Source organism: Sphingomonas sanguinis (genome assembly GCF_019297835.1).
GTDB classification, from domain to species: domain Bacteria; phylum Pseudomonadota; class Alphaproteobacteria; order Sphingomonadales; family Sphingomonadaceae; genus Sphingomonas; species Sphingomonas sanguinis_D.
This window is the reverse complement of record NZ_CP079203.1, coordinates 3,599,202-3,625,317: the sequence shown is the minus strand read 5'-3', so window position 1 is coordinate 3,625,317 and position 26,116 is coordinate 3,599,202. Positions and strand designations below refer to the sequence as shown.

The window sequence follows — 26,116 nt, the reverse complement described above, 5'->3', positions numbered from 1 at the left end:
CTCCTGACAATACGAACCTGGGCGCGCGTCGCGCACCCGATCGCTGCGTCAGGCCTGCGGCGGTCGAAGTGCCTGTTCGCCGTCGTGAGATACAATGGCGGGGAAGGTTCGCACCCCGAACGTATTCTCAGTGATCCTTGTCGGAACGGTCATACGGCCGCTGAGCGGTGTCCCGACATCATGCCCGTGGCAGCTCGCATGGTGATGCGGATAGCCTTTGTCGGCATCTGCCGGCACCTGGTCGCCATCGCCGTCAACATGCGCAAACATCTCGCTGGAGGAAGCTTCTACTGATTCCGCGATCCCCGTCGCATGGGCCACACCAGACCAGCCGGTCAGCACCAGCATCAGGCAGGCAAGGAAGGGGAGCAGTGTGCGCATTCGTCGCCCCCTTATCATGCTGTGATCCGGCTGTAATCCTGTGCTTCAGGCGAGGCGAGTTCCCGGCTCGCGGCAGTGACAATCTGCACGCCCCCCGAAATGCCGAGCGCGGCCATGATGCCAGCGACAATTAGGTCGGGCCATGCCGTGCCGGTCCCGAACACGCCTGCGGCGGCAAAGACGACTGCGATGTTGCCGATCGCGTCGTTACGCGAGCAAATCCAGACCGAGCGCATGTTCGCGTCGCCGCTGCGAAAGCGGTAGAGCATGAGCGCGACCGCCCCGTTGGCGATCAGCGCGGCGATCCCGACGAAGCCCATGACATGCGCCTCGGGGACCGCACCGTGCCATATTCCCCAAATGGTGATGCCGAGAACGTACAGGCCTAGAAGCGCCAGCGTAGCGCCCTTGAGCAGCGCTGCTTTGGCGCGCCAGGCGAGCGCCATACCGGCGACACCAAGGCTGATCGCGTAGTTTGCGGCGTCGCCAAGGAAGTCGAGCGCATCGGCTTGCAACGCGCGTGAGCCGCCCATCAGCCCGGCCGCGATCTCGATCGCGAACATCGCAGCGTTGACGCCAAGCGCGATCCACAGGGCGCGGCGCCAGCGGGGATCGTTCGTCGTGCCTTTAGTGGAGGAGGCACAGCAACTGTTGCAGGCCATTGATGTCGCCCTTCGTGGAATCGATGCGACTACCTATATGGACCCTGTAGTGGCTACAGGGTCAAGGGCGATGAGCGATCTGACAATCGGCAAGCTGGCAAAGGCGACAGATACCAACGTCGAGACGGTACGGTATTACGAGAAGATTGGCCTTCTACCGGCACCGGCCCGATCGGCAGGCAATTACCGAAGCTATGACGAAAGCCATCTCCGGCGCCTGTCTTTCATCCGCCGCGCGCGTGATCTGGGCTTCTCGATCGATCAGGTGCGGGAGCTGATGGCGCTGGCCGATCGGCGTGACCAATCTTGCATGGCCGTCGACGTGATCGCCAACCAGCACCGCAACGCAATTACGCGCAAGATCGCCGATCTGACCGCGTTGGCGGGTGAGCTGGATACCCTAATCGACTCCTGTAGCCGCAACACGGTTGCCGACTGTCGGATCATTGAAGCCTTGGCCCCCCACGCGTGAGTTCATTCCCAAAAGGGAACGGCCATTGAGACGGCCAGGGCATTCCCAATAGGATGGTGTTTCGAGACAATCTGCTACCTACGTCGCCACCTAAGGCCGCTCGGGCTCAATCGTCGTACCGGCGGTTGCGGTATCTCGCTGACCCGATTGGATCGTGCTAGGTCGTGATATGGCTTTGTAATCAGACGGTGATCGCCGCGGGGGCTTTCGCACTGGCACGGGGAACCATGAGCGAAAGTAGCAGCACCTATTCCGGTGAACGGCGTCGTTTGGCGACCCTTACCGATTATGACGTTCTGGACGGAAAGGCCGAACAGGGTTTCGATGACATAACCCGTATTGCGGCACAGGTCGCCGGCACCCCGATCGCCTTCATAGCGCTGGTCGATGACCAGCGTGCATGGTTCAAGGCTCCGATCGGCTTGGACTTGGCCGACATCCCCCGTGAGTGGTCGATCAGCTCGCATGCCATCGAACAGGATGGCGTGTTCGAGATCCCCGATTTGAAGAACGATGATCGCTTTGCCAGCAATCCGCTTGTTATCGGAGAAGCCGGCTTTCGGTCCTATGCCGGTGCGCCGCTCCTTGCGTCCGATGGCGAAAAGCTCGGCGCACTCGCTGTCGTGGATCGTGAACCACGAGAGTTGAGCGTCGAACAAAGGCGGGCATTGGCGGGGTTATCGCGACAGGTGATGAACCTGCTGACCTCACGCAAGCAGCTGGCCGAGCGCCGCGAGGTTGACCAGCGCCACGGTTTCATTCTCGACAGCGCGGTGGATTACGCGATCGTGTCGATGAAACTCGACGGCACGGTGACGAGCTGGAACGAGGGCGCGGCCCGGATCATGGGCTGGACCGAGGAAGAGATGTGCGGTTCGCCATGCCATCGCTTCTTCACCCCGGAGGACTGCAGCGATGGCATTCCCGAGAAAGAAATGGGCGCCGCCCTGGCGCGGGGACGCGGCAAGGACGAGCGCTGGCACCTGCGCAAGAGCGGAGAACGCTTCTGGGCCAATGGTGAGATGATGCCGTTAACCGACGAGGCAGATCGTCCGATAGGGTTTATCAAGATACTGCGCGACCGCACCGAACAGCGTCTGGAATATGAACGGCTGAAGGCGATCGAGGAGCGCTTCAAGATAGCACTGGATGCAGCCGGCTTCGTTGGATCCTGGGACTGGGACATTCGGACCGATACGCTGCGCGCCGACACCAAGTTCTGCTCCTTCTACTCCGTCGATCCGAAACTCGGCGAAAGCGGGGTGCCCCTTTCGACCTTCGTCGCCGGCATCCATCCTGACGATCGTGACTGGGTTGGTGAGGCGATCCGCCGGTGTATTGAGGAGACCGGGGAGTTCGCTGAAGAGTATCGTGTTCTCCGCCACGATGGGGCGGTGCGTTGGGTCATGGCACAGGGGCGCTGCTCATACGACGATAGCGGCAAGGCGACCCACTTCCCCGGCGTCGCGATCGACACCACCGATCGCAAGCTGGCCGAGCTGGCGCTGGTGGAAAGCGAAACCCGGATGCGCCTGGCGCTTGAGGCGGGTGATCTGGGTACGTGGGAATCGACGCTTGAGCTAGGCAACCTGCAATGGGACGCTCGAACGCGTGAGTTGCTTGGTCATACACCGGATGAGCCGCTCGACTTTCATCACTCCTTTATTCGGCATGTCCACCCAGATGATCGGGAGTGGGTAAGCGCGGCGGTCGCCGAAGCGGTCACCACGGATGGCATACTCGACATCGAGTTCAGGACGATCGACGCAGCAAAGCGTCAACGCCATGTCCATGCCATCGGGGCGGTGGTCGTCGGCGTCGTCAAACGCTTTCTAGGCACGGTGCGGGACGTGACCGATCTACGGGCCGCCGAGGAACATCGTGCGCTGCTCAACAACGAACTTCAGCACCGCATCAAGAACACGCTGTCTATCGTCCAAGCGATCGTCAGCCAGTCGCTGCGCAACGCATCAACGCCGGCCGAAGCGCGCGACACCATTGGCAATCGCCTCCAGGTGCTGAGCGAAGCGCACGATCTGCTCACACGGACGAGCTGGTCCGCCGCTCCGATCGACACGATCATCGACGGTGCAATCCAGCTTCAGGGCGGTCGCTCCCGGCGTATTCGCGTATCCGGACCGGAGGTCCGGTTCAGTGCACGGGCAGCTCTTGCGCTGGCGATGGCGCTCCATGAACTCGGCACCAACGCGACTAAATATGGCGCCCTGTCCGTTTCGGAGGGCTATGTCGATTTGCGTTGGACCGTAGTTCAGGAGGCCGAACCGGCGTTCGAACTGGTATGGAAGGAGCATGGCGGACCTGTCGTTACGGAGCCGACGCGGGCCGGCTTTGGAACACGATTGATGCAGAGCCTTGGTCGCGATCTCGGCGGCAAGGTCGCCATCGATTATCAAGCCAGCGGCGTAAAATGGACGATGCGTTCATCTCTGGCAGCGATTTCCGAGGGTTAAGTTTTTCCATCCGGAACGTATCGTACTCGCGACCTGTTAGCTCATAATGAATAGCCCTCACCAATCGGCCGTCGTTCTCGTTGTCGATGATGAGGCGCTGATCCGCATGTATGCCGTCGATGTTTTCGAGGATGTCGGGTTTACGGTAATTGAAGCCGACAGCGGCGAAGACGCTCTGAGTGTGCTTGATGAGCACCCGGAAATTACCGTACTATTTACCGATATCCATATGCCCGGTCCATTTGACGGGTTGGTATTGGCTAGAATGGTTCACGAGCGTCGGCCTGATATTCAGCTGATTATTGCGTCCGGGAGGGGGCGGCCGCACAAGTCTGAGCTACCGGGTGACGGTACGTTCTTCACCAAGCCTTATGACGGTATGGCGATCGCCCGATTGATCGAAGCGACTGACCGGCTTTCGCACCATCAACATAAATCTAATGGGACCGTCTGAATTGCGCGATGCGCGCAAGTTGCCCGGTGGGTGAATGCGAACCTGAGCGAGCCATTCGCAACGACAGCTCACGCCGGTACCGCTTCCCGCAAACGAAGGTCGAGCGGGACGGCTCAGGCAACTCCCGCCTTCCTCAATTGCCCGGCGGGCTGGCCTTCCCGAAATCTGTTCCCGATTGCGTTTTCCCGAAACGGTCTGTTGAACATGGAGAAACGGGACTGCTGACGGTTGGCGGATCGGCCGGTTTCGGGATGCCGAGCCGATTCACAGAATGGCCGGAAATGGCTCGCTACCGGCCGGGCAGCCTAGCGGCCGCGAGGACCCAGTATCGGTCACTCGTGCCATTCTTCCCGTCTCCCACATGCAGCCATTCGTTCATCGCGATATGGGCGGACGCCGCCCATGCAGGTCGACCATAGTGGTGCTGCCAGGCGGCTCGCTTTCGCAAATAACTAAAATCCTTTCCGAACCCGCTGTCATGAGGACTACTCCCCGGCGGTCAAAGGCTTGATGGCGCGCGATAACCGGGCGGAAAGGCGAAACGACGTGCGGCCAGCGCGATGAGGAAGGCAATTAGAGCAAGCCCAGCGACAGCGGGCGGCAGTAGCCGTGTCCCACCGGTAGTGAGCAATGCCCCACCAAGTGCCCCGCCGGCCGCGATCGCGAGATTCCACGCCGTCGTCACCATAGCTTGCGCCAGATCTATACCATCACCAGCCGCATCCGCCGACGCCGTCTGCATCATGGCCCCGGCTCCCCCGAACCCAAGCCCCCAAATGACAGCAGCGACATAGACGACGAAACCCTGTTCGCCAGCGATGGTCAGGAGGATCGCGACCGTTGCGAACGACCCGATCGCGAGGAGTACTAACGCGCGCAGCATCCGGTCCACCAGTCGCCCGACCACCCAGATGCCCGCAAGCGAACTGACGCCAAATGCCAGGAGGATCAGATCGATCCGCACCCCCGCAGCCGTCGCGAACGGTGCGATATAGGTATAGAGGATGTTGTGCGCCGTCATCCATGCAAGGATGACGAGCAGGATCGGCACGACGCCCGGCGTGGCGATCACTCGGCGCAGCGAGGAACGATCGTCGCCCGACCGACCGGGCGCGTCGGGCACTTTGGCGATGATCCAGCCGATCAACGCGATGCTGAGCACCGAGAGGATCAGGAACGATCCGCGCCATCCGACCAGGCCGCCAAGGAAGGTCCCCAGGGGAACACCCAGCGAGAGCGCCAGCGGCACGCCGACCATCGCGACCGCCATCGCCGGACCGGTCTGGTCCGGACGCACGATGCTGCGCGCGTACCCCGCAAGGATTCCCCAGGCGAGCCCGGCTGCGCAGCCGGCGACGAACCGAGCGACCAATATGACCCCGACCGATCCGGCCCATGCCGTCAGGCTATTACCGATCACCAAGCAGAAGATCGTCGCCAGCAGGACGGCCCGCCGGGAAAGGCCTTGAGTCAGGCTCGTCAGCGGGATCGCGGCCAGCAGGGACCCAAAGGCATAGACCGCGACGAGTTGGCCCGCGATCGCCTCGGAAATCCGCAGACCGGACGCGATCTGCGGCAACAGGCCAGCGGGAAGCGTCTCGGTTACGATGCACAGGAAACCGCTGGCGGCGAGGCCTGAAAGCGCTGCGACAGGCAGATCGGCACGCGGGGCCGATCCTGTTTCGACGCGGCTCGGCAAGGGGGATGGCGGCATGATGGTCCTTCTTCAGCGGCTCCATGCCTGCCCCGCACCGATGCGATCCGGGCATGGCGATTTCTATGAATGGTTGCTATACAAATGTCGCCGAGCGGCGCAATTGGAATCTGTAATGACTATTAAAGAAAATAAGCGGTTGCGGGGACGGCCACGCGGGTTCGCGCTCGACGCTGCGGTCGAGGCCGGGCAGCATCTGTTCCACCAGCATGGTTACGAGAATGTCAGTGTAGCGACGCTGACCGAGGCGATCGGAATAACCCCGCCAAGTTTCTACGCGGCCTTTGGCAGCAAGACCGCCTTCTTCAAGGACGCGCTCAACCGTTATTCCGCGACCGTCGTGCCGTTGGATCGCTTCCTGATTCCGGGGGATGCGCCCCTGACCGCCCTTGCCGACATGCTACGCGCAGCGGCGCATGCTTATGCCGTGCATTCGCAGCGGCGTGGTTGCCTGATCCTCGAACATGCCAAGACCGTGACATCGGACTGGGGCAGCGCGGCTGCGCAGATCGCAGAGAACAACAGGAAGAAAGTGCAGGCGTTTCTCACAGCGTCGGGGATCGAGGAGCCTGAGCGTACCGCTGACTATGTTGCGATGACGATGCTTGGCCTTTCGGCCGCTGCTCGAGAGGGATGGGACGAAGCACGACTCGTCGCCGTCGCGGAGATGGCAGTTACAGTACTAAGTGAACCCCTTGTTTCCGTTAGGGGCGCGTAAGGAGAACAGATTAGCTTTCCGAAGCCGATATCGCGCTGCACGAGGCCGACGACGCATGTGGCGCGCCCGGTCTTCGCTTCTGTTCGGCCTAAGGTCGTGACAAGCTGTTACCGGTACGACGAGACCTCGACCAAATTGCCGTCCGGATCACGGACATAGACAGAGCAAATTGGCCCCCTTGCACCGCTCTTCGTCACCGGGCCGAGCTCAACCGCTACGTCGCATGCCCGGAAGTGCGCCGCGGCCGCGTCAGGCGCGAGGTCGGTCAAAAAGCACAGGTCCTGCCCACCGGGAGAGGGCAGCGTACCCGTGAACCATTCCTCCTGCGAAGCATCTATCGGGCGCAAGTTGATCTTGTTCTGACCGAACGTCACGCTGGTGCGTTGGCTGCCATCTTCCGACGTGGTGTCCACCCGTTTCATGCCGAGCACGCGCTCATACCAATCAGCTGATACGTCTACGTCTCCCACGTTGAAGACGATGTGGTCGATGGCTTTGATGGTCAGCATTTACGACTCCGCATATCTCGGACGCTGTTTGTCAACGCGCGCTATGCCGAAGTATATTCAAACCTACCCCCTTGGCCGGCGTAATCGGGTATCGATGGGCATGATGCAATTCCTCACGATGGGGGCTAGGCGGCCGAAATTCACTCTGAGGCTCAGCGATTGCTGTTCCCGAGCGACGGGCACCGGTTCAGGAGACCGTACTCGCCAGCCCACGGGCTCTGAGCCACCACTCGGCAACGATAAGATTGGGCACCCAGCAACCCCACGCAGCCACGCGGTAGGCCATCACAAAATCTGCGCCTGCTAAGCTTGCAAGTAGCAGGTACATTCTGAGCGTCGCCGCAGATAGCGCCAGGGCCGCACTGCGTGTCATCCACATATGGTGGTCGGCTAAGCGCCCCCCTATCGCTGCGACCAAGCCCAGCGCCGTCGTCGTCATCCAGCCGAGAGCAAGAGTGGTGAAGCCTGCTGCGCTGATTGCCCCGCCCAGCGCCGATGGCGCGATCCAAAGGGCGGCAGGCCCGGCCACGAACACCAGTCCGACATAGGCCCGACCTATCCGGCGATGGGCCCGCCAGTGCCGCGCCCGGAAACCTGGATGCAGTTGGAACGGCACCGCGATCAGCGTCAGCGCGGCTGGCACCGCATGCAGCGTCAGCACAACGGGGTTGATGGTGACGTTCGGCAGCGGTGCAGCGCCCGGCTTGCTGGGCAGGCCGTAGCGGAGCGAAATCAATCCAATGCCGATGGGCAAGACAGCGGCAAGGATCGCAAGTCGCGACCAGCCGCGCTTGCCGGAAGGATTATTGAAAGCGCGCAAGAGCATCGCCCGATCCCTTCGCAAAAGGGGCCCGTTTGGCAGGCGGGCATGGAGCGATGTTTTGGGTCATAATGGTGCATCCTGTGCGGTAGGTACCCAGCGGGCTGGTGGGGCACAGGTAAGCGCGTGATCCCAGACGAACCAGCTTGCAAAGTCCGCCAAATCGTCGCCATCGTCCAGGCATGACGATGGATCCCTTGTCGGACGTTCTGAGGCTGCTCAAGCCTGCAAGCTTCGGATTTCGTGGTCTCAACGCGGGCGGAAGCTGGCAATTGCAGTTCCCGGCCAGTGCGGGGATCAAGGCCTATGCGATCGAGTCCGGCACCTGCTGGATGCTGCTCGACGCGGGCGGCGACCCGGTAAGGCTTGGTCCGGGTGACGTTATGCTCCTGCCTGGCCGCTCAGCATTCAGGCTATATACGTCCGCTACGGCAGAGCCCATCGATGCCTTCCAGTTCTTCCCCAGTTTTCCCGTGGGAACGACGGGCACCATCAATGGGGGCGGCGATTGCTTTGGCATCGGTGGTTTCTTCGATTTCGAGGGCCGACATGTCGAGCTGCTACTCGACGTGTTACCAGCGGCCGTCCACATCCGATCGGGGGCAAGTCGGGCCACGCTCGGAGTGCTGATCGGACGGCTCATGCAGGAATTGAGAGAACCCCAACTTGGCAGCGCGTTGATTGCTGGGCATCTCGCCCAGACATTGCTGGTCGAAGCACTTCGCCTGCACCTGGCTGACCAGTCGGCACAAGCGCGGGGCTGGCTGGCAGCGCTGGATGACTTGCGCATGCGCGCTGCACTCTCCGCGATGCATGCCGATCCGGCGAGACCCTGGAGGCTTGCAGACCTCGCCAAAACTGCCGGCATGTCGCGGTCAAGCTTCGCGGCACGCTTCAAGGAAACGCTCGGCGAGACGCCGCTGGAATATCTAACCAGATGGCGCATGATGCTGGCCGCCGACCGGCTGGCGCAGGGGCAAATGACGCTTGCGGCGTTGGCACCAATGGTGGGTTACGAGTCGGAGAGCGCCTTTGGCGCGGCCTTCAAACGCGTGCTGGGCCAATCGCCACGTCAGTTCGTCAGGGCCATCACCGCCGAGGAGTGACTGGATCCGACGAGCCAGGGCACCTTCACCTGACCGCGTCGCAAGGCCAGCTGGCGGCTTCGCCTCACGAAGACCCAGTTGCGGTCATTAAAGGGCACTCTTCAGCGCCCCCTCATCTGCCAATCGTTCATATTGGATACGGTGCATTATCGAAAGTCGCGCTGGCCGGATAAACGTCGGGCATGGGTAGGAAGCGAAACGGTAGCCAATAGTGAGTGAGACCGGTGAGCAGAACTCAATCATCGCCAAGAGGGCCATCAGTGCATTTGGCAGCGCCAAAAGCCCCATATCAGGTGGCCGCTTCGGCAATCGTTCCACTCCATCACAACACATTGGCAGCATTATGTTGCATTCTAGGCAATCAGAGTTATTGAAAGCATTATCCCGACGAGCATGACGGGACCATTTCAAGTGTCCCGCACGCCCGCAAGTGACCCAAAGCCACTACACCCTGCCGCCAATAAAGTCGAGTTTACGGCATTTGCACATGCGTTTCCTATCCTCAACTACTGCTGCTTGATGATTTGCGCATTATATCCACCTTAGCGTGATACTCTTGTCTAGAGATTTTATAGATATTCATAATGATTGATATTCATATTGATTTATCGATTATATTATAGGCGACCAGCTTTCTTTTTATTCAAGACTCCGGCAGCCTCAAAGCAGAACGCCACACATTGGTCTCGAACGGCTCTATCAAGCCAACAGTCGGCTACACGCAAAACCTGACCTAGGTGCAGCATGCGACCAGCCGCACGCTGAGCCTGCGCCGGCGAACTATAAGATATTGCTGCCGCTGCCACCTCTCGAACCGGCTCCAATAGAGGATCGAGCTTAGCTCCAGGTAGCTTGGTAAGGTCAGCCAGATGAGTGACGAGATCGTCAAACCGCCCAGCCTTAATCAAGTAGTTTTTCAGCACGAACGCTGAAGTAGTGAAATGCCTCTCAAACATATAAGCTTGCTTAGTATTATCTGATGAGGTAAGAAGATAGCCTTTTGCATTTAAGCGAATTGCTTCCAATAGTCTGTTGAGAGATTTCTCTGGGTCAGAGTAGAAACCGCTTTGGGCAATATGGTACAGAGATGTGGCTCGCCGAGATAAAAACTCTAAACGCGTGCCGTCATCGTATTCTCGAGCGCTATCTACAAGCTTGTATATTAGTGAGGTATAGTGGTCCGCACCGTCAAGCTTCTGCTCGGCCAAAAACCAAGCGCGAACGTATTGAACGTCCGGACCATGCCGCATGGCAAAGCTATTTTGGAAGTACTCCCGCGCGTCCGCAATGTTAGGCGGCTCAACGTGAAGGGCTGCATAGCCGCAAGCAGCCATAAATCGCGGATCCTCCCGAATCAATGCATCACTTTTTGCCTGCATCAACGCCACCCACGCCAACTGTGCGGCTTGATGGTCGGACTCGTTTGTGGATTGCGCTAACAGTCGCTCCACCCTGCCTAGAAGACGGCGCAATTCAGGTGAGTCAGCGTAAATGTTTGTCACGAACTTGGAGACTCGCGTCTTTAAAGCAGAATAATTATTTAATTCTGTTGACGCCTCCAAAACAAAGGCTCGCGTTAGCTCGTTTAAGCGATAAAGGGACCGTTCACCCTCACGCTCAACTTGCAAAAACATTTCTTGAACCTCAGCCATTGCGTCTGGTACAATAGCTGCATTATCATACATTAAAGCGATAATATCTTCGTAAGATATTTTACCTTTGTAAAGCGCAAGCAGTGCAAGAAGTTCCCGACCTCTGGAGGCGGGCGAAATCGAGTCCCACTCTCGCCGGAACACGTAACCGCGGACATCATCACCACCGCCGCTCTTGAATAGCTCCAAGGCGCGTTCATAGCTATCAGTGCGCCGCCTAAGTGCAATTACAGACTCAATCACGAGTGGCCGACGCTCTGATATGGAACTCAATTCCTCGTCGCGACACTTTCCACTTGGTGGATCTACCCCAAATTGGGCGCTCGCCAAATTAACAAATTCCAAGTACTCGGCATCGTTTAAGCCTGGCACGTCTATGGAGTTCGACAGTGCTTGAGATGGCGCATTGCGGAGAGTGTATAATATACGCGATCTTTTGCGAGCTTTGTAAAGTGCTCCTATAAGAAACTCGAAGCCGGCCTCTAGACCCTTTGTAGTAAGCGTATCAATATCGTCTATGACAATAAAAGATGACGTGCGGTGAAAGAAGTTTGCAACCTCATTTTTGAGATCAATCATAGAAAGATCATCGAGATTATCAAAATCTGAGCCACCCTCGGTTAATATAGCTTCGTAAAGGGTGCGCTCGTCCTTGAAATCGGTATACACAACCCCCTTCTGTGCCTGAGTCCCAGGGTCTAACTCTCGCTCTTTTCCAGTCAAGAACATGACCTTCTCGAGCGGCTCTTCGCCTTCTATTAGAAAACCAGCTCCAGAATCGCGAAGAACTTTGGCAACTTGGAAGGCAATAGTGGACTTGCCAGAACCGCCTTTACCGTGAAGAAAATTTCTTGGCTGGTCTGATGTTTTGAGCCAATCAAACAACCGGTCGATGGTAGCGATGCGGCCTACGAATTGACGGATGGTGGCCGGACTGGGTGGCAGAGCGCCGTCAATTTCCTCTGGCTCATCGTTGTCGTCCCTTGCAGTGCGGCAATAGAGCTGCGCGACATGCCTAGGTTCTGCAGTGACGACCTGATGCCCCTGTCGTACCCAGATAGTACCACTGGGATAGAAACGGCTCTCGCCTTTGAAGCGGATTGGCAGCTGGCTTACATCAAGCGGCGGAATGAGCATGACGGCGAAATGCCCCATACTCGGCGATTCGTAATGCTTGAAATCGACTTTTAATTCGCTGCCAACGAGCTGCGCGAACGCCTGCGCAAATCTATCTATGTCAACGACGAGCCGCGCCCTTGCGCCTGTTCTAGCCTTGTCATCAACGCCGAACACCACCAAGCCGCCGTTGGTGTTGGCAAATGCGCAGATGAGGCGGCATAGGCCGTGAAAATAGGAATCCGAATAGGACGTCGGCCACCCCCCCTTAAAATCCCACAGCGGGCCCTCGCGTGAGAGGAAATGCCCGTCAGGCTCCGTCACGTATGGCAAGATAGCAGTCGTATCCGGGGGCAGGCGGCCACGGTCTATCACATCCTCGAGAAGTTCCGTCACAAGCACCTCAAATTTTTAAGCGGTGATCTTACTAGGCCAGCACGATGAAGCAAGGCCACGGCAGGGTGCGATCGTCGCAGCGAGCGTTTGACCTAAGTTTTCGATGGGCTGCGATACCCGATGTCGGCGGACCCAATTGTAGTCGTTCAGACCGTCAAGGCGGATCCCCAACTTATGCCATTCGTTCGGTTTTGTTGACTCATCCATTCTGTCGATCGATGCTGATGTCGGTCCGGCTTTGCCAGTAAGCAGTCTGACCTTCCTCACCGTCAAGCATGACAAGGCGACGATCAAAATGCATCGGCGGCTCTTCTTCGTTGGCGAGAAAGAAATATTCGCACTAGCCTCCGAACCGGAGTTGCTCGGCTCCCTTCTGATGTCGACAATAAGGGACAGCGCCGATAGGCGCGAGCGCGCAATCATCGAGGTCAAGGCCCTGCGACTACGTCGAGCCGCGTCTCGACGGTGTGCAGAAATAGCACTGCGGTGGGGGGGGGTGAACGGCGCACATCACCGGCGCGCCAGTCACCGCCTTGTCGGGGCCGCGCCGTCGCGCTAACCGCGCAATGCCGTTGACGTGGCCGCTAAACTTTGCCTGGCGCAACAGCCTGGAACGTGAAACACTATGATCATGGCCGCTTGGGGGAATGAAGTGTCGGTCGGCGATGGATCTCGGACAAGGACGGACGTCGGCGCGACCACGCGCCCTTCGTTCATCGACGTCTTCGCCGGCTGCGGTGGACTCAGCCTCGGCCTGAAGCGGGCCGGTTGGCGCGGCCTGTTTGCGATCGAGAAGGACCCTTTTGCGTTCGAGACGCTCTCAGCAAACTTTCCCGTCGGTGATGGGCCACTCTCTTATGACTGGCCAGAGGACATCGAGCACAAGGCCTGGAACATCTCGGAGCTGCTGGAGAGCAGGGCCGACGTGCTTGCCGGCCTCGCCGATTCCGTAGACCTGCTTGCGGGCGGACCGCCGTGTCAGGGCTTCTCGCACGCGGGTCGAAGGCGTCCAGAGGACCCGAGAAACCGACTCTTTGAAGCCTATCTAGAACTCGTCCGTGTCTTGCGTCCGAAGGTGGTACTCCTCGAGAATGTTCGCGGGTTTACCAGCGGCTTCGATCCGAATCGGTCGGAGGGAATCGGGAACTTCGCAGACACGCTGAAGGACCGGTTGGATCCCGACTACCTCACAGCTAGCGCAATCATTCGGGCAAGCGACTTCGGCGTGCCGCAGTCCAGAGCTCGGTTCTTCCTGGTCGGACTTCGCCGCGGAACCGGCGATCCCGAACGGGTCGCCCGCTTCTTTGAAGATCTGGCAGCTTCGCGCGACGCGTTTCTGACCGTTCGTAAGCTGCCGCGCCGGCCGACCACATGGGACGCCATCAGCGACCTCGAAGTGGGTCCGAACGGAACAATCCCGTGCCCTGATTGCAAGGGCTTTGAGGCGATCTCTTACTCAGGGCCTCGTAGCGAGTTTCAGATCGCGATGCGCGACGGACACGATGGACGTCCGGGCGACACGCGGCTCGCCCGGCATCGGTCCGACATTAGGGAACGCTTCGCCGCGATTATCAGGAGCGCGAACGAGGAGGGCCGCCTCAACGTCAGCATCTCACCGGAGACGCGCCGCTTACACGGATTGAAAAAGATGGCCATCCGGGTACTTGATCCGCTCGCTCCCGCACCCACGATCACTAGCCTGCCGGACGACCTGCTCCACTACTCGGAGCCACGTACTCTCACGGTGCGGGAAAACGCGCGCCTCCAGTCGTTTCCGGATTGGTTTGCGTTTAAAGGGAAGTACACAACCGGCGGTGAGCGGCGAGCCAAGGAAGTGCCGCGCTTCACCCAGGTCGCGAACGCCGTCCCGCCGCTGCTCGCCGAGCAGATCGGCCTAGGTCTTGCGCGCCTCCTCGGAGACGAATTCGGCCGCGTGCCGCTCGAGCGCTACGCAGATCTCGCCGAGCGCCTGCCGCTGGACGCGTAGCTTCCCTCGGAACGCAGCCATCCAGTCATCATCGATGACGACTGGTTCCGCGCCGCGTTTGGCGGACCGCAGGGTCACGGTTCCGTCATCCTTCACGTCCGCCTTGGCATGCGCCAGGGTATTACGCGCAGCGATGATGTCCCCTTCGAAGCTCTTGAAGGTCTGAAGTGCCCTATCCGGCTTTTCCTTAAGCACAGCGACCACCCTGTTGATCGCCTGATAGCGCTTGCCTGAGCCGAAGACCTCCGTGTTCGGCAGGATGGCCAGTACGTCTCCAGCCCGGACCATCTCGTCGAGTTTCTCCAGTCCCTTTCTGCCCCCCTCCAGCAACTTTTCAAGAGTCCGCTGTGCCTTCTCGGCGACGGCCGGATCTGGGCAAGAGAAAATCTTTTCCAGCACGCTTTCCATCATTGTGTCCATGTCCGCTACCTCTGCCATCGCGATCCCTCGCATATGATTCAGGTCGACGGCCTTGCCGATGACGGTGTCCGCAAGCCCGATGAGATTCTCGTCTAGGTCGTCGCGTGACGAGACGAACACGCCGGCCACGCTTTGCTTTGCTAACTCGTCGAACAGTCTCACGCCTGGGTCGGACGAATAGAAGATCATATCCGTGAAGCGCATGCGGGCTCGAAGCAGCTGAGCGGCCCTTGCACCGTCCACGTCCCGTCGACCCAAATTGTAGTCAACGGCGACCAGATTGAACTCCTTGCCGAACTGCTTCGCCAGCGCCTTAAGGTTCGCGGGTGAAAGTTCCGCGCCCGTGGCGACCTTAACCTCGAGGGTGAAGCCCCTCACATTTAAGTGATCAGCCAGACGAGCCACGGAATTGTTGATCGAGTCCGGATTGTCGTCGACGACAAGCAACTGGAAGACCAGCTTCATGACGGGAACCTGATCGTGAGGTGTGCTCCGTCAAGTTCGTCCGACAGCGGCTCGTCTGCGACCTCGATGGTTCCCCCGAGACCCTCGACCACCTGCCGGACGTGATAGAGGCCAAGACCGGAGCCGTCCGTTGTGGTGACCCCCTTCTCGAAGGCCTGCGTCGGCGGATCAAAAGCGTCCGGCCAGCCGTCACCGTCGTCGGCAACCTCAACCTCGAGCGTCGGCTTCGCTCCTTTCGTCGCCGTCAGGATGAAACCCACCGCAGTCGCTCCGGCCTTAGCCGCGTTAGAGACGAGGTTGTCGATAACGATGCCGACCTCGATCGGACGGAAGCGGCGGACAACCCGCTTCCCGTCTGCCTGAACAGCAACCCGTATGCCTCGGGGCGCCCAGAGGGTGGAGATCGTCTCGATGTAGTCGCGGATATAGACTGAAAGGTCGGCGTCACTTTCTGAGGACTGCTGCTTGTAGCCACCCTTCGTGGCAAAGCGCGCGGCCGTGAGGATCTGGCTGTTGCGAAAGGACACCTGCTCAAGGAAGCCGACCCAGTCGTCCTTTGTCGGAGCGGCGCCGTTCCTGAGGCGCCCCATCATGCGCTTGACGCCCTGCTGCACGTCAGACGCGTGAATGATGATCTGGTGATGGAGGTTGAGGATCGTGTCCTGGTCAAGCGACCCGGCCGCCACGAGGAAGGCGTTCCGCTCCTTCTCCTGTCCATATCGCAATGTCGCGGCCGCCGCGGCGTGCTCGGCCGCCGCCGCCCGGCTCTCCGCCCGCCGTTCGGCCTCGCGTGCCTCAGCCTCCGCCTCCTCCAGCGCTTTGATGCGCACGCGCGCCTGCGCGACCCGCTCCTGCAGCGCCTTGTCGCCAGTCCGATCGGCCAGCAACTCGAGCGCCTTGAGCGAGGTCTCGAACGACTGCGACTTCTCGTCGACGATCCGGACCAGATCCGGACTATAATCGAGCAGCTCGACCCCCTCGGCAGCTGCTAGCCGTGAGACGAGCTGCGAGACCAGCGCGCTGCTCTCGTCTCGCCTCATGCGCGAGGTGTCGTCCACCTCCTTGTCGAACGTATCCTTCCAAGAAATGTCGACGACGTAACGCTCCAAGCGGCGGACGCACTTGTCACGGATGCACGTGATGAGCTGGTCCACGTGTGGCGTCGCAATCAGACCGTGGCTCCGGCTGGTCGCCTCGTCGAAGCCCTCTATGCCTCGAACCTCCACCCGCCCGATGAGGTCGCGTCCTCCCAGGAACCGCCGCTGCCCCTGCTGCTTTCGCCTGTTTAGGCCGAAGAAGTCGTCGTCTTCCGCTCCGATCGGGAACACGCGGAAGCCGTTTCTAAAAACGAAGATCGACCCGAATTGGACTGAGGGAACCCCCATTCGATGCGCGAAGACAATCTTTGCGCTGTGGTTGAGGAAGAACACGTCCGCCGACAGGTCCGTCTCCCGCAGTAGCTCGTAGGGGTTGGGTTCCCTGATTCTGTAGACGAGGTCACCACGGTCTTCGAGCGTGGACTCAATCCATGCGCCGTCCTCGCTAACCTTGACGTGGATCACGGTGGTACGCTGCCGGAGCACCTCGATCATCGGGTTCTCGATCGGGCCGTTCACTAGCAGCCTGACGCTCTGGTCCTCACGTCTCTGACTGTTCCAGGCCTCGTCCACCTTGTCAGCAGCCATTTCCGCAGCGGCGACGATCTCGATGCGGAATGACTCTGGGCCGCCGGCGAACGGATCTATGAGCTTTGTGAGTTCCCTCTTTAGGCGCTGTAGCTTTTCGCGGCTCCAGGCAGCGCGGAGACGCTTGACCCTCAGGATCGTGCCTGTCGGCCCAGTCGGACGTTCGACAGCGACCGGAAATTGGTCAGCCGTGCCGAGATCCACCTTGACCTGGTTGAACTCCTTCTGCGCATCCACTTCATAGCGGCGCCAGTCCACGTCAAGAACCTGCACTGGACCATCCTCGGAACGGCTCACCAGCTGAAGTTCGGCACCTAGCCGATCGCACGAAAAGCGCCCGACGCCCTTGGCGCCGGCGTAGGGCCTCGTGCGATGCCCGATCTTGCCGCGATAGTCGTGGTCTTCGACCCCCTCCCTCTTCGCCGAATAGGCGACGAACAGCCACTTCTGGAGGATATCGTCCCGGCTCATTCCCTTCCCATCATCGGCGATGGTGATCTCCTCTGGGGTGAAGGTGATGACCACGGACTTGGCGTGAGCGTCGAACGAATTTTTGACGAGTTCGAAGACCGCAACGAAATCGTCTGTGATCAGGTCTTGGCCGATCAGGTCCTTCAGCCCGGTACTAATCCGGAACGTCTGCGGTTCGGCGTTCAACCCTTTATCCCCCATTGTGGATCGCGGCCGTGCTCGATCCTCCCGCGACCGTTGTACATCCATCTGCAGCAAGTTGGAAACCTGCCTACTTCCGTTTTCAGAATTCACGCGCGCGAGACTGCCGGATATTCCTGCGCAGCTGTCGGACAGGCCAAAAGTACAGCTCAATCGCATGGTCGGCGCAAGAGTGATAGGAATTGATCTGGAAACCTGGACGGATGCCAGTGTTAGGAACCATGTACGCACAATGCTGACTGGCTGGAAACTCAATCTGGACGACCGCGAATGGTTGTTGGCGACCTTCGAGCCGCTCTTCGCGGATGTCGTTGCCGATCACGTCACCCTATGCAGGGGCACCGGAAATGGGACACCGCTCCCGCTAGAAACTGCGGGTGAAATCATTGGCGAGACCGACGACGAAGCCGGTGTGCAGGCGCTTGTGGTGCGCATTGGTGGTACAACCGACCGAAGTGACGGTGGCACCTACCACATCACTTGGTCCATCGATCGCGCACGTGGCAGGCGCCCCGTCGATAGCAACACCGTGATCGCGGAGCGGGGCTGGCGGCCGCTGGCGGCACCAATTTCTATCCGCTTACGGCCAGCGAGATTCTGAGCAGATACAGCTCCATCTGGGTGGCTTTGGTATGCTTAATGAACAAGCCTAAGGTAACGCCGTTTCAGCAGTCAAAGCGGACAGGCCGCAAACCTGAAGAGTTTCGGATGCCGGCAGGCGTACGAAAGTCTTGGAAGCCCGAACCCGCGGGCCGCAAGCGGTGCGCTATGGGGTTTTCGGTTTCCGGCCTGCTGGGGTGCGCAGCAACACGGCATATGTGGACGCGCCCCTGAAGGTGGACCGTCCGGAATCGGGTGAGCAGGATGGGTTCACCGGCGGGGACAGCCCGGTAACAGTCGACGTGGCCAGCGCTCTGGCGGCGGTCGGCGCGGATGGCACCGTCTCCGCGAGCACCGGCGCTGCGGGGTATGTTGCTCTCGGGCCGTGCCGGGTCACGACGCCTGCATCCCGGATAGAAGAGCATGGGCCGGCGGAGCGCGGGGCTGGCATTGGCGCTCGAAGGTTTCGACGACGACCATACGCCCGCCGCAACACGGGCATGGCGGTCGGATGTCGTCCGGTTCGACCGGAGCATCGGGCGCGACAGGCTGCACAACCCCAAGCAGTTCGCGGGCACGTTCGAGATGCGCCTTGCGGGTGGCGCCGGCGAGCAGGCCGTAGTGGCGGATGCGGTGGAAGCCCTTGGGCAGGACGTGGAGCAGGAACCGACGGATGAACTCCTCGGCGGCCAGCGTCATGACCTGCTGTCGTTCAGCACCACCCCGGCGGTAATCCTTGTAGCGGAAGGTGACGCCGGTCTCGTCTAAGCGCAGCAGCCGACTGTTCGAGATCGCAACGCGGTGGGTGTAGCGCGACAGATAGGCGAGCACCGTCTCCGGTCCGGCAAACGGCGGCTTGGCGTAGACCACCCAGCGCTTCTTCCGGATCGGTGCCATGTGGCGCAGGAACGCCCGCCGGTCGGCGAGGTGCGCGAGGCTGCCATGGAAGGCGAGCCGCCCGGCGTCGTGCAGGGCCATCAGCCGGGTCAGGAACAGGCGGCGGAAGAGCTTTCCCAGCACGCGCACCGGCAGCAGAAACGCCGGGCGTGACGACACCCAGCGGCTGCCGTCCGGCGACAGCCCGCCACCCGGCACAATCATGTGGATGTGCGGATGATGGGTCATCGCCGAGCCCCACGTATGGAGCACCGCGGTGATGCCGATACGGGCACCCAGATGCTTCGGGTCCGCAGCGATGGTCGTCATCGTCCCGGACGCCGCCTGGAACAGCAGCCCATAGACCGCCGCCTTGTTCTGGAGCGCAATGTCGGCGACCTCGGCCGGCAGCGTGAAGACGACATGGAAATAGCCGACCGGCAGCAGGTCGGCTTCGCGCTCGGCAAGCCACGTCCGCGCGGCCGCGCCCTGGCATCGCGGGCAGTGCCGGTTGCGGCAGGAGTTATAGGCAACCCGCCAGTGCCCGCAGTCGGTACAGGCTTCGACGTGCCCGCCCATGACGGCGGTGCGGCAATGTTCGATGGCCGACATGACCTTGAGCTGGTCGAGGCTCAGATGCCCGGCGCGGGCAGCCCGGTACGCAGGACCTGCGGCACGGAAGATGTCGGCGACCTCGATGGAGGCGCGCATGCCCGCTCAGCCGCTCGACGCCCTTGCTTCTCTGGCGGTTGCCGCCAGCCGGTCGAATGGGCTGGTGACGTTGCGCAACACCCGGGTGGCGACCTGCGTGTAATAGGCGGTGGTCTCCAGCTTCGCGTGCCCCAGCAGCGTCTGGATGATGCGGACGTCGATACCATCCTCGAGAAGATGCGTGGCGAAGCAGTGCCGCAGCGTGTGCGGCCCAACCCGCTTGCCGATGCCCGCCGCCACGCTCGCCTCGACGACGATACGGTGCAACTGCCGGGTGCTGACTGGCTTGAGATAGTGCTGGCCGGGGAACAGCCAGCCATCGACGTGCAACACACCCTCCCGCCGACCGACCCGCCACCATTCCCGCAGCAACGCCAGCAGCCCGGCCGGGAGCATGGCGTTCCGGTACCGTCCGCCCTTGCCGCGCTCGACCCGGAGCAGCATGCGCTCGCTGTCGATGTCGCGGACCTTGAGCGCGGCGATCTCGGACGCGCGCAACCCCGCGCCATAGGCGACGGACAACGCCGCCTGATGCTTCAGGCACGTGGTCGCCGCGAGCAGCCGCGCCACCTCGTCCTGGCTCAGCACCACCGGCAGCTTGCGCACGTGCCGCATGCGGACCAGCTTGCGCGCCAGGTCCGGCCGGTCGAGCGTCTGCGTGAAGAAGAACCGCAGCGCCGACACGATGGCGTTCATGGTCGGTGCCGGCACGCCCAGGTCACATTGCTCGATCTGGAAGCGCCGGACATCCTCCGCCGTTGCCGTGTCCGGCGGGCGCCCGAGGAACGTGGCGAACCGGCCGACATCGCGGATGTAGTTACGCTGCGTCTCGTGACCGAAACGGCGCATATCCATCTCGTCGATGAGACGCTGGCGTAGCGGGCTGACGGCAACAACCGGGGCAATAATGGTCATGGCAGGGCTCCTTTCGTGGAACCCCGATGCTCTGCCTCTCGCCCGCAGGGCTCAACCGGCGCGCAACGCCCGTTGTATCACCTCAACCATGCCCCGCACGCCCCTCCCGCGCAGCGGGTTCGTGCATCCACCAGTTTTTCATCGATATGCCTGATGAAACGCCGGCCCTCGGGATTCCCATCAATCCGGCGAGTTACGGGATTTGGCCACTTGGTGGCTGTTTGGCTGCGCTTCAGGGTTGGTCACCAATTTGCCGTCTTCGCCAGTATTGACGTGTTCCGATCCAACGATCCTGGCTGCCATCCACTCAGGCACATGCCAGCTAACTGGAAGCGACCGAGCAATCGCTCCGGGTAGTATCGACCAGAGCAATATTGTCGCCATGGCCGTTGCTGCGCAGCTCCGGCGGAGCAGGCGAGACTGGCCCTTCACCGATTGGCCGCGTTCAACGATGCCATCGACCCTCCCGATCGATCGCGCGATGGTGTCGCGTGCTTCGTCAAGCTTGCGGGCATCTTCGGCCCTGGCACTTGCGGCCGCCTGCACGATCTCTTTGGTGAGTGCGACAGGCGTCAGCGCGACGGCGGGACTGCGCTCGATCCGCTGCAGGGCTTCCTGCGTCGTTTTCAGCTGCGCCATCATCGATCCAAGCGTCGGAGTGTAGTCCGGCATCCGTTCGCGAGCAGCGGTGAGGCCTTCTACGGCGCGGCGCAGCAGACTGATCTCGGCGCGGAGATCTTCGAAGGCGAGCGCGGTCTCGCCGGCGGATACGTCAGTGGGCTGGGTCATGACCGCAGCCTACCGGCCCAGCCCGCGGCCCCGCGAGAGGCCGAGCCAGTTCTGGAGATCATGGGACAATGAAGCCCCACCGGACGAACGGATTCCGAGTTCCTTGACACGGTTACGCAACAGCGACTCGAGCTGGGGGTCGCGCTCGAGGCTCTTGGCCATGCCGGTCATCGCCTCGCGAACCTCATCGCCGCGCCAGCGCTCGCCGTTCCGATCGAATGCCGCCGCGCGTCTTGCGTGTCTGGTCCAGTCCTCGACGAACCGGTCTGCGCTAAGAGCGCGCTGCTCACGCATCTTCTCGTCCAGCGCCAATGCGCGAGCAGCGCGCTGATCGCGCATCTCGGCTTCCATCATCATGGCGCGGACGACCTGCGTCGTTCTTCCCTTGGCGGCCTCTTCGATGAGCCCATGATCGCCATTGAAGACAGCGCGAATGTCGCGAACACCGTCGGGACGAACTGCCTTCAGCGCCGAGACCGCCGTATCGAGGGCGGCCTGCTGGTGGGGGAGCGGCTCGAAGCCCTGGCGACGGCTTCGCATGATGTCAGCAACCGCTCGGCCCACCTTCTCGACCGCGTGATCGAGCGGAGATCGGACGACCTCGTCGCGTGCGATCCGGGTGAGCCTGAGACCAGCAAACCGGTCGCGTGGCTTTGCCGCGGCAATCTCGGTCGATTTGTCTGCGGCCGGGTAATCGGACGCCATGTCCTTGCCCCGCTCGCGCGACAGCGTGGCGGCAAGTCGGTCATGGTCGGCAAAATCATCGCGGCCATAGTGGAGATCGACACCGTCGCGGTGCCGCGACAGCGCGACATAGGCGGCATGCCGGTCGAGCCCCGGCGTCGCCAGCACGTGCACCCGGTCGACAGTCACGCCCTGCGACTTGTGGATAGTGGCAGCATAGCCGTGATCGACAGCGGCATAGTCCTTGAGGTCGAAGGCGACGGCCGTGCCGTTGTCGAGCATCACCGCCATGCGGGTTGCAGTCACACTTTCGATCCGCCCCAGCGAGCCATTCTTGACGCCAAGGCTGCGCTCGTTGCGCCCGAACATCACTCGGTCTCCGGCGGCAAAGTGACGCTCGCCCTTCTCGACCTGCAGGGCGACATCGTCGCCAAGTTCCTCGCGCGCACGCAATCGGCTCCGCGCTGCCTGATTGAGCAGTGCTACCTCGTCATTGGTGTGGGTGAGGATGATGCGGCTGGCACCAGGCTCGGCTTGGCGCTGCCGATCCCAGCGGTCGATCAGATCGACGCGTGCCGCCTCGCGGGTCTCGGCGACATGGATCGCGTCATGCTGCTGGTATGCGCCAAGCGCTTCGCCGGTCCGCTCGGTAGCAAGCTGGCGCGTCGCCATACGCTGCCAATCCTCACGCTGGCGGCGAATGTCGGTGATCTCGATGCTGCCATGGCGCTCGGCGACGCTGCGGAACGCCGCTCCTGCTTCGATAGCCTGGAGCTGTTCGGGGTCGCCGACCAGCACGACCTTCGCGCCGCGCTTCTCGGCCTCGGCAATCACCCGCTCGAGCTGGCGCGTACCGATCATGCCGGCCTCGTCGATGACGAGGATCGACTTGTCGGTCAGGAGATCACGCCCCTGTCCCCATTGATGCTCGAGGCTGGCGATGGTGCGCGACGCGATGCCGGATCCACCTTCGAGGTTCTCGGCGGCGATGCCGGACAGCGCCAAGCCCTGGACCTGATACCCCGCACTCTCCCAGGCTTCACGCGCGACGCCGAGCATCGCCGACTTGCCGGTCCCGGCATAGCCGACGACGACACCCAGCCCCCGGCCGCTGGTGACGTGGTCAAAGGCGCTACGCTGTTCGCTTGAGAGGGTCAGCCCGCGTATCTCGGCGCGGACCAGCGCCAGCTTGCGATGCTGCTCGCTCAGCCCATGGCGACGGCTCGCCTCCAGCTTGACTGTGGCGCGCTGCAGCCGCCCCTCGGTGTCGAGCATGTCGCGGCTAGTGAGGCGCTCTTGCCCCCGTCCATCCTTGCCGAGCCTGACCAGTTCAGGTGAGGCGCGGACTGCCGCCATCACGTGGTCGAACTGCTCCTTTCCCTCGCTATGGCGATGGACGAACATCGCCAGCTCTCGGGTGGTGAAGGTAGCCTGGTTGCGGGTGATCGCATCCAGCGCGATCGCCGGGTTGGCGAGGATCCTCTCACCATTGGCGCGGGCAATGGCGTGGTGCTCGGTGAACCGCTCGCTGCTGAGCCCCTGCTCGACCATGCGCGAGGCGGCAGGGCCGATCTTGTGCTGGGGCTCGAGGTCGATGCCTTGCGCTTCCAGGCTGCGGTGATCGACGCGTGCGTCGATGTCGAGTTCGGCCAGCCTGGCATTCACGTGGCCTGCCCAGCGCTCGCGCCAGGCCTCGAGCAGATCAGTGCGGTTCCATTCGCGGTTCTTCTTGCCAAAGCCCTCTTCATTCACCTCACGAAGCGTGAGCATGACATGGGCATGGGGCTTGGGCTCACCGTCTGCACCGATGTCCCAATGCACGTTGAGATCGGCGACCATGCCGCGCGCGACGAACTCCCGTTCGACGAAGTCGCGCGCCAGCCGAATGCCTTCCAACTGGTCGAGCTCACGCGGGATGGCGAACTCGACTTCGCGGGCGAGCTGCGCGTCCTTCCTGACCTCGACTGCCTCGACCGCATTCCAAAGCGCCTCCCGGTCGCGCCACGCTTCGGGCGTGCCACCGGGCAGCAGCACTTCGGAATGGACGACTCCGGCCTTGTTCGAGAAGTCGTGGTGGCGATCGAGGCGCTGATCATGCAGCCGCGAGGCGGAGCGATAGGCGGCAGCCGCCAGCGCCGACGAGCCGTTGGCGCGGGAGATCATCTTGGCGGAGAAATGGTAGATCGCCATGGCGGCGAACCATTTACACCAAACAAGCGACGTCGGCACGACGTATAAGCGCGCCCTTCGAAGATTTCATCTGTCTCGGGATGCGGTTGTCCCAAGTCATCCCGGCGCATTGCAGCTTATTGAAAGCACCGATAACTGGACCATCCTACCCGCACAACGGAAGGATGATCCCATGCGCAAACCCCGAGACTATGACGCTGAGCTGAAAGCGCTTGACGACAAGGCTAGGCAGCTGAAGGCCCGCAAGCGCGAGCAGCTCGGCGAGCTGGTCATCGCGACCGGTGCCGACGCGCTGTCGATCGAGCAGCTGGCGGGCGCGTTGCTGCTGGCGGTGGCGGCAACTGACGAGCGCACGAAGGAGGCGCAGCACACGCGCGGTGCGGCGTTCTTTCGTGCAAAATCCGGCGCACGCCAAGGCGCTCGCCGTGACGACAGCGGCCCTGCGACGGACAGCGGTTCTCCGCGCCCGGCTCCAGCTGCGCCGGGCGCGGCATGACACGCGCGAGTGGCAGGTGAAGCGCCGTGAACGCACCCGCCAGTTGATCGAACTGGGCGGCCTTATCGCCAAGGCCGGCATCATCGAACTGACCGACGATGACCGCGCGCTGATTTATGGCGCGCTCATCGACGTGGCGAGCAGACTGCGCGGCGAAGACAGCGATCGTTACCGTCTGATTTGGACACGGCGCGGACGCCGCGCCTTTGTCGACGACGCGAGCGCAGGCTGACGGACGTCAGCCCTGCGCGAGCCGCTTTTCGCAGGTCTCTTTGACGATCTGCTGGAGCCGCTCGACACGCTCGGCGAGCCATTCCAGTTCGGCCGGCGTCACCTTGTAATGGGCTGAGTAGCGCGCGTTGACATAGGCTTGCCGCAGCAGCTCGAAACAGCGCTGCGCGAACTTCGTATCGCGTGGCCAGACGGCGATGAGCTCATGCACGAGCGGCTCGGCCTGGCTGCGCAGGAAATTCAGCTTGTGCGACTTCGGGCTGTACAGCGTCAGGGTCAGCAGCAGGCAGTGATACAGCTGTTCCGTCGTCTGGTGCAGGTCAAATGCGGCCTGCTTTAGATACCCTCGTTCGATCGCGGTTCGAGCCAAGTCCAGGCGCATCGCCGCGTTTGGAAACCACTGATCGAAGTGCTTGCGCGCTTCCGCCAACGCCGCTTTGGGATCGAGCGGCTGTGGCGTGACGAAGGGGTAGTCTTCGACCTCATATAAGGCGATGCCCTGCTCGATTGCGTCGATGAAGAAGGGGCGGCCTTGCGTCAGCTGGTTGTTCACGTCGGCAAGGCTGTGGACGATGAAGCTGACCGGCGCGCTGATGCGCTTCGAGATCGTCACCTCGCGAACGAACTGGTCGTCAGCCTTGGCCCAAAATTCGCCCGGCTCGGTCAGCCGCTCATCGCTGACGACGACGAGGATGTCATAGTCCGACTGGTAGCCGCCGATCGGATCGTCGACCCAGTCGCCGCGCGCATAGGAGCCGTACAGGATGACCTTGAGGATACGGCCCTGCCGCCGCCACTTCTGCGTCGACAGCGATGTCGCCTGTTCGAACTCGGCGAACAGCACTTCCACGATCCGGTCGAGATCGCGGCGCTTCTTGTCCGGCAGATGAGCAACGTCGTCGCGCATGATGCTATTCCTAGCGA

General features: G+C 61.5%; 22 protein-coding genes. 9 read left to right on the top strand and 13 right to left on the bottom strand.

Features of this window, described 5'->3' with window-relative positions; translation table 11 throughout:
- Positions 1–48 precede the first annotated feature (48 nt).
- Both KV697_RS16930 and KV697_RS16925 read right to left on the bottom strand, forming a co-directional pair.
- The gene (locus KV697_RS16930) at positions 49–381 is read right to left on the bottom strand and encodes a hypothetical protein (protein ID WP_219019176.1); all 333 of its coding nucleotides are present in this window, start codon (positions 379–381) and stop codon (positions 49–51) included.
- Positions 382–395: 14 nt separating this feature from the next.
- Positions 396–1,043 (bottom strand): cation transporter, encoded by a 648-nt coding sequence (locus tag KV697_RS16925; RefSeq protein ID WP_219019175.1) that lies wholly within the window; start codon positions 1,041–1,043, stop codon positions 396–398.
- A gap of 70 nt (positions 1,044–1,113) precedes the next feature.
- On the opposite strand from KV697_RS16925, the gene KV697_RS16920 reads away from it, so the two are divergent.
- The 3 genes from KV697_RS16920 to KV697_RS16910 all read left to right on the top strand — a co-directional run bounded on the left by KV697_RS16920 (position 1,114) and on the right by KV697_RS16910 (position 4,440).
- Positions 1,114–1,515, top strand: coding sequence for a MerR family transcriptional regulator (locus tag KV697_RS16920; RefSeq protein WP_219019174.1), 402 nt, complete (start codon positions 1,114–1,116; stop codon positions 1,513–1,515).
- A gap of 227 nt (positions 1,516–1,742) precedes the next feature.
- Positions 1,743–3,986, top strand: coding sequence for a PAS domain-containing protein (locus KV697_RS16915; protein ID WP_219019173.1), 2,244 nt, complete (start codon positions 1,743–1,745; stop codon positions 3,984–3,986).
- Between the two features lie 46 nt (positions 3,987–4,032).
- On the top strand, positions 4,033–4,440 hold the full coding sequence (locus KV697_RS16910; protein ID WP_219019172.1) for a response regulator: 408 nt from the start codon (positions 4,033–4,035) through the stop codon (positions 4,438–4,440).
- Between the two features lie 499 nt (positions 4,441–4,939).
- Here the strand turns inward: KV697_RS16910 and KV697_RS16905 are convergent, their stop codons facing one another.
- On the bottom strand, positions 4,940–6,154 hold the full coding sequence (locus KV697_RS16905) for an MFS transporter (protein ID WP_219019171.1): 1,215 nt from the start codon (positions 6,152–6,154) through the stop codon (positions 4,940–4,942).
- On the opposite strand from KV697_RS16905, the gene KV697_RS16900 reads away from it, so the two are divergent.
- A complete protein-coding gene (locus KV697_RS16900; RefSeq protein ID WP_219019170.1) occupies positions 6,153–6,872 on the top strand; it encodes a TetR/AcrR family transcriptional regulator in 720 nt (239 codons plus the stop codon). The genes KV697_RS16905 and KV697_RS16900 overlap by 2 nt on opposite strands.
- Before the next feature lie 107 nt (positions 6,873–6,979).
- On the opposite strand, the gene KV697_RS16895 is transcribed toward KV697_RS16900, so the two are convergent.
- Together KV697_RS16895 and KV697_RS16890 are read right to left on the bottom strand one after the other, a co-directional pair.
- Positions 6,980–7,381 (bottom strand): VOC family protein, encoded by a 402-nt coding sequence (locus KV697_RS16895; protein WP_219019169.1) that lies wholly within the window; start codon positions 7,379–7,381, stop codon positions 6,980–6,982.
- A 187-nt stretch (positions 7,382–7,568) separates the two neighbouring features.
- Positions 7,569–8,207, bottom strand: a complete 639-nt coding sequence (locus tag KV697_RS16890) for a DUF2306 domain-containing protein (protein ID WP_219019168.1) — start codon at positions 8,205–8,207, stop codon at positions 7,569–7,571.
- A gap of 176 nt (positions 8,208–8,383) precedes the next feature.
- Between KV697_RS16890 and KV697_RS16885 the strand changes: the two genes are divergently transcribed.
- Complete coding sequence (locus tag KV697_RS16885) at positions 8,384–9,307, top strand: AraC family transcriptional regulator (RefSeq protein WP_257575391.1); 924 nt, start codon at positions 8,384–8,386, stop codon at positions 9,305–9,307.
- Positions 9,308–9,924: 617 nt separating this feature from the next.
- Here KV697_RS16885 and KV697_RS16880 read toward each other — a convergent pair.
- Positions 9,925–12,471, bottom strand: coding sequence for an ATP-binding protein (locus KV697_RS16880; RefSeq protein WP_219019167.1), 2,547 nt, complete (start codon positions 12,469–12,471; stop codon positions 9,925–9,927).
- Between the two features lie 631 nt (positions 12,472–13,102).
- On the opposite strand from KV697_RS16880, the gene KV697_RS16875 reads away from it, so the two are divergent.
- A complete protein-coding gene (locus KV697_RS16875; protein WP_219019166.1) occupies positions 13,103–14,458 on the top strand; it encodes a DNA cytosine methyltransferase in 1,356 nt (451 codons plus the stop codon).
- Here the strand turns inward: KV697_RS16875 and KV697_RS16870 are convergent.
- Both KV697_RS16870 and KV697_RS16865 read right to left on the bottom strand, forming a co-directional pair.
- On the bottom strand, positions 14,366–15,343 hold the full coding sequence (locus KV697_RS16870) for a hypothetical protein (RefSeq protein ID WP_219019165.1): 978 nt from the start codon (positions 15,341–15,343) through the stop codon (positions 14,366–14,368). The genes KV697_RS16875 and KV697_RS16870 overlap by 93 nt on opposite strands.
- Positions 15,340–17,685: an ATP-binding protein gene (locus tag KV697_RS16865; protein WP_219019164.1), complete on the bottom strand. Its 2,346-nt coding sequence runs from the start codon at positions 17,683–17,685 to the stop codon at positions 15,340–15,342. The genes KV697_RS16870 and KV697_RS16865 overlap by 4 nt, the downstream gene beginning before the upstream one ends.
- A 247-nt stretch (positions 17,686–17,932) precedes the next feature.
- Between KV697_RS16865 and KV697_RS16860 the strand changes: the two genes are divergently transcribed.
- A complete protein-coding gene (locus tag KV697_RS16860) occupies positions 17,933–18,301 on the top strand; it encodes a hypothetical protein (protein ID WP_219019163.1) in 369 nt (122 codons plus the stop codon).
- 392 nt (positions 18,302–18,693) lie between these two features.
- On the opposite strand, the gene KV697_RS16855 is transcribed toward KV697_RS16860, so the two are convergent.
- From KV697_RS16855 to traA, 4 genes are all read right to left on the bottom strand, one after another.
- Positions 18,694–19,887 (bottom strand): IS91 family transposase, encoded by a 1,194-nt coding sequence (locus tag KV697_RS16855; RefSeq protein WP_058734536.1) that lies wholly within the window; start codon positions 19,885–19,887, stop codon positions 18,694–18,696.
- 6 nt (positions 19,888–19,893) lie between these two features.
- Positions 19,894–20,802 carry a tyrosine-type recombinase/integrase gene (locus tag KV697_RS16850; RefSeq protein WP_219019162.1) on the bottom strand — a complete coding sequence of 303 codons (909 nt, stop codon included), beginning with the start codon at positions 20,800–20,802 and terminating at the stop codon, positions 19,894–19,896.
- Between the two features lie 180 nt (positions 20,803–20,982).
- Positions 20,983–21,591, bottom strand: coding sequence for a hypothetical protein (locus KV697_RS16845; protein ID WP_219019161.1), 609 nt, complete (start codon positions 21,589–21,591; stop codon positions 20,983–20,985).
- Between the two features lie 9 nt (positions 21,592–21,600).
- Positions 21,601–24,465, bottom strand: coding sequence for a Ti-type conjugative transfer relaxase TraA (traA, locus tag KV697_RS16840; RefSeq protein ID WP_219021467.1), 2,865 nt, complete (start codon positions 24,463–24,465; stop codon positions 21,601–21,603).
- A 172-nt stretch (positions 24,466–24,637) separates the two neighbouring features.
- On the opposite strand from traA, the gene traD reads away from it, so the two are divergent.
- Entirely contained in the window at positions 24,638–24,961 is a 324-nt protein-coding gene (traD, locus tag KV697_RS16835) for a conjugal transfer protein TraD (RefSeq protein WP_219019160.1), read from the top strand.
- Between the two features lie 16 nt (positions 24,962–24,977).
- The gene (locus KV697_RS16830) at positions 24,978–25,193 is read left to right on the top strand and encodes a conjugal transfer protein TraD (RefSeq protein ID WP_219019159.1); all 216 of its coding nucleotides are present in this window, start codon (positions 24,978–24,980) and stop codon (positions 25,191–25,193) included.
- A 6-nt stretch (positions 25,194–25,199) separates the two neighbouring features.
- On the opposite strand, the gene KV697_RS16825 is transcribed toward KV697_RS16830, so the two are convergent.
- Positions 25,200–26,099, bottom strand: coding sequence for a nucleotidyltransferase and HEPN domain-containing protein (locus KV697_RS16825; protein WP_219019158.1), 900 nt, complete (start codon positions 26,097–26,099; stop codon positions 25,200–25,202).
- Between the last annotated feature and the right edge of the window lie 17 nt (positions 26,100–26,116).